Here is an 11,884-nt window from a genome sequence, read left to right on the forward strand (position 1 = left end):
AATTGACACTATGAACTTCTCAAAACTCCCACTTACAAAAGAAATGCTCCAAACACTTCACTCTCTAGGCTATACAGAGATGACACCTATCCAAGAAGAGGCGCTGCCTTTTATACTTGAAGGTCGCGATGTTATCGCCCAAGCAAAAACAGGCAGTGGAAAGACCGCTGCCTTTGGTATTGGGGTACTCTCACACCTTGATGTAAAAAAATTCCGTGTACAGTCTTTGATACTTTGTCCAACCCGCGAACTAGCTGATCAAGTAGCAAAAGAGCTTCGTCGCATTGCAAGATTTCAACACAATATCAAAATCCTTATGCTGACCGGTGGTGAATCATTTGGGAAGCAGTTAGGCTCACTTGAGCATCAAGCGCATATCATAGTTGGAACACCAGGACGTGTTTTAAAGCACTTAAACAAAGAGAGCTTAGAGCTTTCTAACTTAAAAACTTTAGTCTTTGATGAAGCCGATAGAATGTTAGATATGGGCTTTATAGAGGAGATAGAAAATGTGCTTGGTTTTGTTCCAAAAGGGAGACAAACGCTACTTTTTTCTGCTACCTATGATGACGAGATCTTGGATATCAGTAAAAGAATTCAAAATGATGCAGTAAGTGTAAAAACAACAACAAAAGAAGTGCAAAATAAAATAGTCCAAGACTTTTATGAAACAAATGATAAAGTCGATACGCTTATAAAGATTTTCTCAAGCTACAAGCCTGAAAATGTCATCGTGTTTACAAATACAAAACTAGAAGCAAAAGAACTTGCTGAGTCTTTGGTACAAAACAAGATAGATGCTTTGGCAATTCATGGCGATTTAGAACAGTATGAGCGTAATGATGTGCTTGTACAGTTTGCTAACAAATCGTGTCCTATTTTAGTGGCAACAGATGTAGCGGCTCGTGGGCTTGACATCAAAGAGTTGAGCTTAGTGGTAAATTATGATCTGCCTCATGGTATGGAGACGTATACACACCGCATAGGAAGAACAGGACGTGCAGGGGCTGAAGGTATAGCCATCACACTTTACAGCGATAGAGAAGCGCACAAGATAGAAGAGTATGAAGAAGATACAAGTCGTAATTTCTTAGATGCTGCTACGCTGAAAAAAGAGCAGGGCTTTGAGATGAAGCCACAGTACGTGACGCTTGTTATAGAGGGTGGTAAAAAAGACAAGGTTCGTGCAGGGGATATACTCGGCGCTTTGACAGGCGAGGCGGGACTCCAAGGTGCGAGCATTGGGAAGATAGATATTTATGACAGACAAAGTTATGTAGCGATAGAAAACTCACTTGTTGATGAAGCACATAAGAAACTAAAAAATGGCAAAATTAAAAACAAAAAATTTAGTGTGTGGATTCTTTAATCCATCCACTTTTGAGCATCATACCCATCAGTCGGACGAACAATCTCTTTTTTTTGTAGTGCTTTTTTCATAATGATGCTGGGCTTTTTATCCGCATAACTTGTATGTTGGCTATCAAGCACAACTTCAAAACCAAACTTCTCTAAAAATTTTATACTTTTGAGATCATCCAAAACACTGATACTTAAACTCTCATAGAGTGAGCCAGCTTCAAGTAAAAACTGCTCTATCATGGCAGTAGCTATGCCTTGATTTCTAAATTCAGGTTTTACTGCGAGGTTGACAACTGGAGTATCTTCATCTACAAAGCCATTTGACTTGTGTGCTGCGTTTAGTTTTCTGCTCCAGATAGCTCCGGCTAAGACATTGTCTTGCATGGCATAGAGTCCTAAGTCTTTGTTTGAGAGTCCGAAAAAATCACTGTAGATGGCATTTTCTTTGAGCCCTTGTGCATGATAAAGCATATCACTCACTATCTTTTGTTCACTACTTCTTAAAAAATAAAGCTCTAAACTCATCCTAACTCCTCGATTTTTTCTTCATACTTTTGCATAATGTCATCAAGCTGCGTTTGCTCAACTTCTAACTCTTCAAAGAACTCTTCAACTTGATTCTCCATATCTGAGACTGTTTTTGAAAGCTCCATAAGTGTAGCACTATCTCCTTTATTTGAAGCTTCTATGAGTTCTTCATGTTTGAGTGAAAGCGTGTTTTCAAGGTTCATGATCTTCTCTTCAAGCTTATCAACTTTTTTCTTTAAAGGCGAAGCGAGTTTGTTGCGTTCTCGTACAAGCTCTGCACGGAGTTTTTTGTTTTCTTTGTTGTTTGATTTTGGAGCCGTTTTCACTTTTTCCTCAAGCTCTTCATCATCCCAGCCAATTTTTTCCAAGAACTCATCATATGTACCATCAAAATACTCTGCACCCTCTTTTGCAAAGATAATCAGTCGGTCACATACACGGCGCAGTAACTCTTCAGAGTGGGTTACGATGATGCTTGAGCCCTCAAAGCTGTTGATGGCGTTGGTAAGTGCTTCTATGCTTTGCATATCAAGGTGATTTGTTGGTTCATCAAGGAGTAAAAGATTGACTTCTCTTGCGATAATTTGACCAAGCATAACACGGCTTTTTTCTCCACCGGAGAGGAGCGATATCTTTTTCTCAGCTCTATCACCGCTAAACATCATTCCTCCGCAGATACTGCGAACATTGGCTTCACTGAGTTTTGCATTTGCATTGTAAATCTCATCCATGATGCTGTTGTCTGGGCTGAGGTGTGAAATGTTTGTTTGTCCAAAGTGTGCAAACGCAGTAGCAGTATTAAAATTGACTTCGCCACTGTTTTGTTTGAGTTCACCGGCGATAGTATTTAAAAGTGTCGATTTTCCTTTTCCATTTTTCCCGATGATGCCGAGTGTTTCACCCTTTGCAAGAGTAAAAGAGATATTTTCAAAGAGAGTCTTCTCAGGCGTATAGCCAAAACTTAACTCTTTCACATCAAGTAAAATTTTTGCAGGGGTCTCTTTATAGTTAAAATGAAAAGCAAGAGAAGACTCATTTCCCAAATCCTCAAGCCTATCCATCTTCTCGAGTTGTTTTACTTTTGATTGTGCTAGTGCTGCGGTGGAAGCTCTAGCTTTGTTTTTTGCGATGAACTCTTCAAGCTCTTTGACCTTTTTATCTTGTGCTACTTTTTGTTTTTGATGGAGTTCATCTTCAGCTTTGAGTTGCTCGTAAAACTTTTTGGTGTTACCCTCAACGACTCGAATATTTTTTCTTACAATGCCTGCTGTGTGCGTACAAACACCATCCATAAAATTTCTATCATGGGTGATGAGAATGACTTCTCCATCAAAACTTCTTAAAAATGTTTTGAGCCAGCGAAGTGAGACAATGTCAAGATAATTGGTAGGTTCATCAAGAAGCAAGAGATTTGGTTCGGTGACTAAAAGCTTTGCAAGGTTGATGCGTATCTGATAGCCACCAGAAAATGAGAGCGGGTCTTTTTCTAAGTCCTTAGCATTAAAGCCAAGTCCAAAAAGTATCTTTTCTACTCTGTAGGTATCGTACTGCATCTCTTCACTGAGTGCAAGGGCTGCTTCTTCTTTTAGTGTTTTTTCACTAAAGGTAAGATGTTGTTTCAGTGTACCAATACGGTAATTTTTCGGGATAACAACATCACCGCTGTCTGGGTGTTCTTCATTGAGAATGATTTTAAAAAGAGTAGATTTTCCACTTCCATTGCGACCAACAAGCCCAAGGCGGTTGCCTGCATTGAGCTTGAAGTTAAGGTTTTTAAAAAGTTCTTGTGATGTAAAAGATTTTGAAATATTTGTTAGTTGAATCATAACGCAAGTGTACACAAAATCACTTTAAGCATTATTTATTTAGAGTAGAGTTATAATGAACGTATGAAAAGTTTTAATATTATATTTAAGGATGAAGACTCTTTAGATACTTTTATAGTGAGACATTCGCTTAAAAGTGCAGAGACTATTTTTATCCAAATTTTTAGTGGTGTTACAAGCCCTGATTATTTTATGAATATCTCTCGTATGCTCAAAGAGAAGCTCCCACAAGCAAATATCATTGGGACAACAACAAGCGGAGAGATTTCAGATGGTGAGATGCTAGAGGAGAGTGCGGTTATTTCTTTTAGCATTTTTGAGAGTTCAAGAGTCGTGTCCAAATTTTATAACTTTGATACAGCATTTAATCTTCAAGACATTAAAGAAGATTTGATTTTTGATGATACCAAAGCGATGATTATCTTTAGTGATGGACTCAAAAGTGATGCTGAGCGTTTGTTAAAAGATATTTACAAAATTAAGCCTGAAATTATCATCGCGGGTGGACGTGCAACTGACAAAGAGTTTAAGCAGACGTATGTTTTTTCAGATGAAGAGTTCTCTGATGATGGGTGTGTAATTGCGACAATTAGTGGAAGTAATTTGCTGGTCAATAGTGAATATATCTTGAAATGGACTTCTATTGGCAAAGAGATGCTTGTTACTAAAGCAGATGGAACTACTCTTTATGAGCTTGATGGGGTTCCTGTTATGGATGTTTATAGAAAATATCTTGGAGATGATGTAGCAAAAAATCTACCTGCATCATGTATGCCTTTTCCTCTTGTTTTGAATAAAGATGGTGTTCTTGTTGCAAGAGATCCCATTGGGGTGACAGAAGATAATGCTTTAACCTTTGCAGGTAAATTTAGTGAAGGGGATAGGGTACGTTTTAGTTTTGCAAATATTGAAGAGTTGACTGATAATTTAGATGTTTATTTTGATGAACTGAAAAATATTCCAGCTGAAGTTGTTTATGTCTATTCTTGTGTAGCAAGAAAAGCACTATTGCAAGAAAAACTAAAAGATGAGATAAATCTGCTTGAGTCTTTGGCTCCTACAGTTGGTTTTTTTACGTTTGGGGAATTTTTTCATTCTGGAAAGATTGCCGAACTTTTAAATGTAACAACAACCTTTATGATGCTCTCAGAGTCCAAGGAAGTAAAAGAAAAAAAATTAAGAAAAAGTTCGACAAGTGAGTTTGATCCACTTAAAAAAGCGCTAACAAACTTAGTCAAAGTCACGACTAAAGAGTTAGAAAACATATCGACACATGATGCTTTAACTTCTTTATATAATAGAAGTGAGTATAGAAATATCTTAGAAAAAAAGATAAAAAGTGCACAGCGCTATGGCGATAAGTTTGGTTTTATCATGATGGATATAGACTTCTTTAAACTTGTAAATGATAACTACGGACATAGTGTAGGGGATGAAGTTTTGAAGAAATTTGCTTCTATCTTAAAAGAGCATGTACGTGAGGATGATTTTGTCGCGAGATGGGGTGGAGAGGAGTTTATCATCATTGCCAATCATGCGGGAGATAAAGAGCTTGAAAAGCTTACAAAAAAACTCCAACAAGAGATAGCAAAAACATCTTTTTATCCAGTTCCACAGCTCACTGCATCCTTTGGCTTGACGGTTTATATTGAAGGTGATACAGAAGATAGTCTCTTTAAAAGGGTGGATAATGCTCTGTATACAGCAAAAGAAACGGGAAGAAATCGCTATGTTATTGGTTAGATTTTTACATTTTTTGTGCTATAGTTTATGAAAGTGCATAAGATAAATTTAGATTTATAAAAGGAGATTTATTATGAATGTTGTGCAATATACATTTCAGTCACCTTATCCAAGTCCGGTGCAAGTAGGGCATCTTGACCCAAACTCTCAAAAAGACAATAGCAAATCATCAAGTGATACATCTTCCTTGATGCAAGCTACAAATGAGACTGCTCAAAAAGCACAAGTAGTTCAAGAGTCCCTCACAAGTGAAGTAAAACCGAATGTTGCAACTTCTACTTCACTAGATTTATACGCTTAAAGAGCTTCTTCTTTTTTTAGCTCTTTAAGTATCCACTCCCATTTGCCATAACCACTCTCGGCATTGATATGTCCTGCATTTTGAACTATTTTCATCTCTATATTGAGTTCTTTTTGTAAAATTTCTGCCTCTTCTATGCTCATATATGGGTCATTTGTTGAGACAATAAGCATGGCTTTTACTGCGTTTAGGTCTTTGGGTGCTTGTATGGGAAAAAACTCACTAAGCTCGCTAACCTTGCACTCTAAACTTGGTGGTGCAACGAGATAAAGCTTCTTTACTGCGTTTAGCTGCTGCGTTTGACACAGATGAAACCATAAAGTATTTGCAAGAGAGTGACAGATGACGATATCAGGAGCAAAATCATTAAGTGCGCTTGTGAGCTCTTGCATCCAGACATCAAGCTTTGGTTCATCAAAATTTGAAAATTTTAAAAAGTTTACACAGCCATAATCCTGTGCTAGTTCACCCGCAAGCCAGCTTTGCCAATGGGGAAAATCACTTCCTCCCCAACCATGAAGAAGTAAAACTTTTTTACTCATAATCTTACTTTACTCAGTAAGCTTTGCGAAGTTTTTCAGCGTTATAAGTCGAAGGTTTTCGCCTTTGAGGTTTTTGAGTTCGTTTGAGAAACCTTGTTTTGCAACAATGACAAAAATATCTGCGTGTATACCTGCCTTGTTGGCAAGTTCTTGTAAACGAGTGAGTTCACTTTTTTTGATTTTTGCATTTGTGTATTTTGTACTTCCTAGGATAGTCTTGCCTGATTTTGTTTTTGCGAAGATGTCAAACTCTGCTGTTTTGTCCCAGTAGCTCGATATCTGTACAATAGGATCATCACTCTTTTTAAAGTTTTCTTGCAGTAGTTCATGGGAGAGTTGTGTAAAGATGAGGTTAGTAAACTCTGCTTCTCGATTTTCCCAACGTTTTTTTACTTCAGAGTAGTCACCATCACGAATGCCTTTAAAAAGTGGGGAGATAAAGGCAAACCAAAATCGTAAAAAAGGTGTGGTGAAGTAAAGCTTGTTATCGAGTTTTTCATTATCTTCCCAAGAAGTAAACTCCTTTTTTGGTTTCTCAACACGGATAATTCCTCGCTCAACTAGTTCTACAACAGCCTTATCTCCAACCTCTTTGTCAAGTTTTGCTCGTTTGTAACTTGAGTGTGTTTTTCCATCACCCATAGCAATGGCAGTAAGTAGGGCATGATAAAGTGGTGCCCCACCGGTAATGTCACTGACATCATTACGAATATAATGATAATCTCTAAGGATCAGCTTTTCTATGAGTTCATAAGAAGAGTGAGCCGTATCTATCTCACCCCAGCCTACACCGCCAAAGATAGCAAATTTTTCTATGGCATCTTCCATATTTTTAAATTTATGCTCTTTATAAAATATTTTAAATTGTTCTTTGAATGTTGTATTTTCTGAAATCATGCTTGAAACCTTATGGTGTAATAAATGAAATTATACAATAAAGATACACCCTTTTTCTTTTTGATGCGAGAACTACACAAACATTACACAAAGGTTTGGTATAATAACCCTAATTAAAAACAACAAAGGATTCAAAATGAATAAGTTCAATCTTTCAGCTCTACTTTTAGGAGCAGCTCTCTTTACAGGTTTAGGTGCAGTTTCAGCAAGCGCAAGTGACATGAAATGTGGCGCAGGTAAATGTGGTTCTAAAATGGAAAAACCAGCGAAAAAATGTGGTAATGCTAACAAAGCAATGAAATGTGGCGATGCGAAAAAAGCAGCGAAAAAATGTGGCGCAGGAAAATGCGGCGATGCGAAAAAAGCTGCAAAAAAAGCGATGAAATGTGGTGCAGGAAAATGTGGAAGTAAATAGTATTCCTCTTTTTATAATAGAGCGTATCGCTCTGTTATAGTTCCACCTTCATTCTATCTTCAGCGAAGATAACTTCTCCTTTAAAACTTTTTTTGATTATCTCTGTACTCTGTTTTTCATTCCCAATTGTACGCTTCATTCTATGTGTGAGTAAAAGCTTTTTGGCATTGAGAGCGTTTGTAGCTTTGGCGATGATAGCCGGTGTCATATGCAAGTATGTTGCATATCCTTTTGCATCTTGAGCAATAGCATGATGTGCTACAAACAAGTCAACATGGGAGGAGAGTCGCTCTAAGTTGAGACCTGCATTGTTGGTGTCGCCACTTATGAAAATATGCTTGCCTTGGACTTGAATAAGAAGAGCAAGAGCAGGAACGATACCGTGATGCACTCGTATAAACTGCAGAGTAAAATCTTTATAAACCCTTTTTTCACTGCGTTTAATATCTATGGGAATAATCTCAAAAGAGTCACTTTGTGGGCTTAGCACATCACTCATGTACCGATACGCACCTTTTTTCCCAAATAAATCATCTAAAAATTCAGTAGTAGAAGGAAAATACTCATTTTCATCAGGCGCGATGATATCGAGTGAGCTACTGCGTTTAGAAAAGTATCCAGCTTTAATAAATGCAGGTAAATCCACACTATGATCAATGTGTAAGTGTGTGAGTACAACAGCTTCAAGGTCTTCAAGTCGTGCTTTGCTTTGCTCGAAACGCAGCATCGAACCACTTCCCATATCGACAATGAGTCTAGCTTTGTTATCTATCCAAAGTAGATAAGAAGTGCTTGCTCTGCCGTCAATTTCTGGTCCACCTGAGCCTAGAACTTCAAGTTCTATTTTTGAAGCAAATACAATAGTTGTAAGTAATAAAAAAATGAGTAAAGTTTTCATTTAATCTTTGAGCCTATCGCGAATTTCTAAAAAACTATTATAACAAAAGTATAGCATAAACTTATATTATAGAGGTTCTTGTGAAATCAGGTATATGATTAATAATTGAGACAGTATTTTTTTGTTAGAATCTAATAACTTTAACAAAAAAAGAGGAGTTTCCAAAGAATGAAACAAGTTACAAAAATAGTATTAGCTTCAATAGCTATTGTAGGGTTAGTAGGTTTAAGTGGCTGTAGTGCAATGAAAACAGCAGTTGCAAAGAGAAATTTAGATGTTCAAACAAAAATGTCTGATACAGTCTTTTTAGAACCTGTAGCGCCAGAAGATAAAATTATATATTTTGATATGAGAAATACTTCAGATCGTGAACTTAACGTTGCTCAGAATATTAGAAATATTTTTGAGAAAAAAGGCTTTGTAATTACAAATAATCCAAAGAAAGCTACGTATATGCTACAAGGGAATGTTTTAAAAGCTACAAAAACAAATGCGAGAGAAGCTGAAGCGTTAAAAAAATCTGCCTATGGATCTGCAATAGTTGGAGGATTGGCTACTGGCGCTGCTGCAAAGTCTATGGGTGCAAATAGTGGACAAACAGCTGGTTATGCATTGTTAGGGGCAGGACTTGGTTTTGTTGGTGATGCTTTAGTTGAAGATACTATATATGTAATGGTTACAGATTTACAAATTCGTGAGAGACCACTTGAAGGTGAAATAGTGACACAAACGCAACAAGCTCATTTAAAACAAGGCTTGGCAACAAACACAGAACAATATGCACATGGTGGTAAGGTACAATGGAAAACGTATCGTACACGTATAATTTCAACTGCTGAAAAAATGAATCTTGATTTTTCAGAAGCAAAACCTGCGCTCGAAAAAGCTTTATCTCGTTCAATTTCTGGAATATTTTAAACTCTCGTCTGGCAGCTCTTTATTGCTGCCAATACCATTACTCTTCTCTAAAATATACTTTCAAATAACTTAATAAAACTCCTAAATAAGATAAAAATTTAAATATTACAATAGCTTCTACACACTCCCTACACAAAGAAGAGATACAATGTACTTATACAAAAAAGGAGTTTATTATGAAACTGAAAGAAATGTATTTGGAATTTTCTCATTTGGGGGAGTATCTAAAATCTCTGAGTCTACTTTTTGCAAGATTGTTGGTTGCCTATGGTTTTTATGAGCCGGCGATGATGAAGTGGAATGACATTCATTCGGTGGCTGAGTGGTTTGGTTCTATGGGCATACCTTTTCCAACGCTTAACGCTTATATGGCAGCAAGTACTGAAGTCGCGGGTGTAGTTTTGCTGACTCTTGGGCTTTTTACGAGACTTATTTCTCTTCCTCTGATTGTCATTATAATCGTTGCGATTGTGACAGTGCATCTTGGAAATGGCTTCTCAGCAGGGGACAACGGCTTTGAAATTCCACTCTATTATATGTCATTTTTGTTAGTTTTCTTTTCTCATGGTGCAGGAAAGTTTTCACTTGATAGATTTATCTTTGGTGAAAAAAACTAAGCTATGGAAGCTCTCTTAAATTTTACGCATGAAATAGGAGAGATGCATTTTCCTATTTTGATGTTTATGCTTAAGGCATTATTCTTTTTATTTGTTGTGATTTCTATAGTTTTATTTATCTATGACAAGTATATCCAACGAGATAATCAACTCCTTATCAATTACCCACTTATCGGGCGTATGCGCTATGTTTTTTATGCACTGCGTGACCCGATGAGACAATACTTTGGTGATGAAAAATTTTATGAATCTTTTGATAAAGTTAAATGGGTTTATGACTCAGCAGAGAGAAAATCTGCGTATGCCTCATTTTCACCTGGACAACCTCAAAAAAGTGCAAGTTTATCAATCAAAAATGCTAATTGTGTTTTAAATACTAGCGATGTTAGTGATGATTTTAGTGTGACATTTGGGGAGAGTTCTGCTCAGCCCTTTACTACACGTTCGGTTTTTGGTAGAAGCGCCATGAGTGATGGAGCAATTTCTCCAGAGGGAACACGAGCCTTTTCAAAAGGTGCTTATCTTGGAGAATTTCCCATAAATACAGGGGAGGGAAGTCTTACCTCAAACTTTTTATATACACACAAATACAATCCCAAACACAACTGTTACTTAGAAGTAAAAAGGGGAACTGCGTTTGCCAAAACTGTGTATAAACTTGTAAAATTTATCATCAATCCTGCTGTAGCTGAAAAAGTTTACCGACACATGGTCATTCACGCCAACGACGATGAAACCTATCTTTTTGATAAAGATGCCCTTGTGTGCTACCGTGTAAATTGGCAGGCACCCTTGGAGTCATTTCCAAATAAAGTCCCCTCAGATATTCCTGATATTATCTTTCAAATGGGAAGCGGGCTCTATGGTGTACGTGATGAAGAAGGGAAGTTTTGTGAAACGCGCTATCAAAAAACAATGCGTTTTGCAAAAATGACAGAGATAAAAATGGCACAAGGTGCAAAACAAACCGGTGGAAAACTTTTAGCTTCTAAAGTTAGTGAAGCTATTGCGTATTACCGTGGTGTTGAACCCCATAAAGATCTCTTTTCTCCAAACCAGTTTCCATTTGCACATAACCTTGAAGAGCTTTTTGATTTTATGGGCAGACTAAAAGAACTTTCGCAAAAGCCAGTGGGTGTGAAGATCGTTATCTCCTCTGAAGCTGCGTTTGAGGAGTATGCCCAGCTTATAAAACAAAGACTTCAAGAGGGTTCAACTGCGTATCCTGATTTTATCACTGTAGATGGTGGCGATGGAGGTAGTGGCGCTGCTCCACTAGAGATGATGATGAGTGTCGGGATGACGATATCAAAAGCACTTTTTATCGCAGATAGTCATTTAAGAAAAGTAGGGGTACGAGAAAAAGTGAAACTAATAGCGAGTGAAAAAGTGCTTACTCCTGATGATGCCATCGTTCTTTTTGGTTTGGGTGCTGACTATGTTGCCATTGCTAGAGCCTTTATGATGAGTGCGGGATGTATCCGTGCAAGAGAATGTTCTGGTGCGCATGGACGTTCTTGCCCAGTCGGACTTGCGACACAAGACAAAGCCAAACGTGCTTCTTTTTTGATAGAGAAAAAAGCTAGAAACATTGCTTCGTATCATAAACAACTCCTTGGCGGTGTAAAAAATCTTTTAGCAATTATGGCAGTGGATCATATCTCTAAAATGAATAAAAACAACCTTATCTTTAAAGATCATACAGGCAAGACCTATATGAATGTAGAACATTATTTTGAAGAGTCTATCGTAGACTAAGAGCCTACGGCAAATCAAAACAAAAGTCATTCTCAGCTTGACTTTAGTTTTGAAGTTATCTTAGTTTTGATTTACCGTA

The 11,884-nt window shown here is 37.3% G+C and carries 12 protein-coding genes; 7 read left to right on the forward strand and 5 right to left on the reverse strand.

The window, feature by feature from the left end; translation table 11 throughout:
• The first annotated feature begins 10 nt into the window (after positions 1 to 10).
• The gene (gene dbpA, locus MV052_RS05165) at positions 11 to 1,369 is read left to right on the forward strand and encodes an ATP-dependent RNA helicase DbpA (RefSeq protein ID WP_297441628.1); all 1,359 of its coding nucleotides are present in this window, start codon (positions 11 to 13) and stop codon (positions 1,367 to 1,369) included.
• On the opposite strand, the gene MV052_RS05170 is transcribed toward dbpA, so the two are convergent.
• Both MV052_RS05170 and MV052_RS05175 read right to left on the reverse strand, forming a co-directional pair.
• Positions 1,366 to 1,887, reverse strand: coding sequence for a GNAT family N-acetyltransferase (locus MV052_RS05170; RefSeq protein WP_297441629.1), 522 nt, complete (start codon positions 1,885 to 1,887; stop codon positions 1,366 to 1,368). The two genes, dbpA and MV052_RS05170, sit on opposite strands and share 4 nt — an antisense overlap.
• Complete coding sequence (locus MV052_RS05175; protein ID WP_297441685.1) at positions 1,884 to 3,716, reverse strand: ABC-F family ATP-binding cassette domain-containing protein; 1,833 nt, start codon at positions 3,714 to 3,716, stop codon at positions 1,884 to 1,886. Before MV052_RS05175 ends, MV052_RS05170 begins: the two co-directional genes overlap by 4 nt.
• 63 nt (positions 3,717 to 3,779) lie before the next feature.
• Between MV052_RS05175 and MV052_RS05180 the strand changes: the two genes are divergently transcribed.
• Both MV052_RS05180 and MV052_RS05185 read left to right on the forward strand, forming a co-directional pair.
• A complete protein-coding gene (locus MV052_RS05180) occupies positions 3,780 to 5,459 on the forward strand; it encodes a GGDEF domain-containing protein (RefSeq protein ID WP_297441630.1) in 1,680 nt (559 codons plus the stop codon).
• A gap of 73 nt (positions 5,460 to 5,532) precedes the next feature.
• Positions 5,533 to 5,760 (forward strand): hypothetical protein, encoded by a 228-nt coding sequence (locus MV052_RS05185; RefSeq protein WP_297441631.1) that lies wholly within the window; start codon positions 5,533 to 5,535, stop codon positions 5,758 to 5,760.
• On the opposite strand, the gene MV052_RS05190 is transcribed toward MV052_RS05185, so the two are convergent.
• A complete protein-coding gene (locus MV052_RS05190; RefSeq protein WP_297441633.1) occupies positions 5,757 to 6,302 on the reverse strand; it encodes an alpha/beta hydrolase in 546 nt (181 codons plus the stop codon). The genes MV052_RS05185 and MV052_RS05190 overlap by 4 nt on opposite strands.
• 9 nt (positions 6,303 to 6,311) lie before the next feature.
• Positions 6,312 to 7,199: a DUF234 domain-containing protein gene (locus MV052_RS05195; RefSeq protein ID WP_297441635.1), complete on the reverse strand. Its 888-nt coding sequence runs from the start codon at positions 7,197 to 7,199 to the stop codon at positions 6,312 to 6,314.
• A 136-nt stretch (positions 7,200 to 7,335) separates the two neighbouring features.
• On the opposite strand from MV052_RS05195, the gene MV052_RS05200 reads away from it, so the two are divergent.
• Positions 7,336 to 7,614 (forward strand): hypothetical protein, encoded by a 279-nt coding sequence (locus MV052_RS05200; RefSeq protein WP_297441637.1) that lies wholly within the window; start codon positions 7,336 to 7,338, stop codon positions 7,612 to 7,614.
• Positions 7,615 to 7,648: 34 nt separating this feature from the next.
• On the opposite strand, the gene MV052_RS05205 is transcribed toward MV052_RS05200, so the two are convergent.
• Positions 7,649 to 8,512 carry an MBL fold metallo-hydrolase gene (locus MV052_RS05205; protein WP_297441639.1) on the reverse strand — a complete coding sequence of 288 codons (864 nt, stop codon included), beginning with the start codon at positions 8,510 to 8,512 and terminating at the stop codon, positions 7,649 to 7,651.
• A 168-nt stretch (positions 8,513 to 8,680) separates the two neighbouring features.
• Between MV052_RS05205 and MV052_RS05210 the strand changes: the two genes are divergently transcribed.
• The 3 genes from MV052_RS05210 to MV052_RS05220 all read left to right on the forward strand — a co-directional run bounded on the left by MV052_RS05210 (position 8,681) and on the right by MV052_RS05220 (position 11,805).
• Positions 8,681 to 9,430 (forward strand): complement resistance protein TraT, encoded by a 750-nt coding sequence (locus tag MV052_RS05210; protein ID WP_297441641.1) that lies wholly within the window; start codon positions 8,681 to 8,683, stop codon positions 9,428 to 9,430.
• 176 nt (positions 9,431 to 9,606) lie between these two features.
• Complete coding sequence (locus MV052_RS05215; protein WP_297441643.1) at positions 9,607 to 10,047, forward strand: DoxX family protein; 441 nt, start codon at positions 9,607 to 9,609, stop codon at positions 10,045 to 10,047.
• 3 nt (positions 10,048 to 10,050) lie between these two features.
• A complete protein-coding gene (locus MV052_RS05220) occupies positions 10,051 to 11,805 on the forward strand; it encodes an FMN-binding glutamate synthase family protein (protein ID WP_297441645.1) in 1,755 nt (584 codons plus the stop codon).
• Positions 11,806 to 11,884 lie beyond the last annotated feature (79 nt).

It is taken from the genome of Sulfurimonas sp. (assembly GCF_026988655.1).
In the GTDB taxonomy this organism is placed as follows: Bacteria; Campylobacterota; Campylobacteria; order Campylobacterales; family Sulfurimonadaceae; genus Sulfurimonas.

Bases quoted from the DNA above. Each gene is read 5' to 3' on its own strand.
- dbpA (WP_297441628.1), top strand. From the start codon at position 11: ATGAACTTCTCAAAACTCCCACTTACAAAAGAAATGCTCCAAACACTT.
- MV052_RS05170 (WP_297441629.1), bottom strand. From the start codon at position 1,887: ATGAGTTTAGAGCTTTATTTTTTAAGAAGTAGTGAACAAAAGATAGTG.
- MV052_RS05175 (WP_297441685.1), bottom strand. From the start codon at position 3,716: ATGATTCAACTAACAAATATTTCAAAATCTTTTACATCACAAGAACTT.
- MV052_RS05180 (WP_297441630.1), top strand. From the start codon at position 3,780: ATGAAAAGTTTTAATATTATATTTAAGGATGAAGACTCTTTAGATACT.
- MV052_RS05185 (WP_297441631.1), top strand. From the start codon at position 5,533: ATGAATGTTGTGCAATATACATTTCAGTCACCTTATCCAAGTCCGGTG.
- MV052_RS05190 (WP_297441633.1), bottom strand. From the start codon at position 6,302: ATGAGTAAAAAAGTTTTACTTCTTCATGGTTGGGGAGGAAGTGATTTT.
- MV052_RS05195 (WP_297441635.1), bottom strand. From the start codon at position 7,199: ATGATTTCAGAAAATACAACATTCAAAGAACAATTTAAAATATTTTAT.
- MV052_RS05200 (WP_297441637.1), top strand. From the start codon at position 7,336: ATGAATAAGTTCAATCTTTCAGCTCTACTTTTAGGAGCAGCTCTCTTT.
- MV052_RS05205 (WP_297441639.1), bottom strand. From the start codon at position 8,512: ATGAAAACTTTACTCATTTTTTTATTACTTACAACTATTGTATTTGCT.
- MV052_RS05210 (WP_297441641.1), top strand. From the start codon at position 8,681: ATGAAACAAGTTACAAAAATAGTATTAGCTTCAATAGCTATTGTAGGG.
- MV052_RS05215 (WP_297441643.1), top strand. From the start codon at position 9,607: ATGAAACTGAAAGAAATGTATTTGGAATTTTCTCATTTGGGGGAGTAT.
- MV052_RS05220 (WP_297441645.1), top strand. From the start codon at position 10,051: ATGGAAGCTCTCTTAAATTTTACGCATGAAATAGGAGAGATGCATTTT.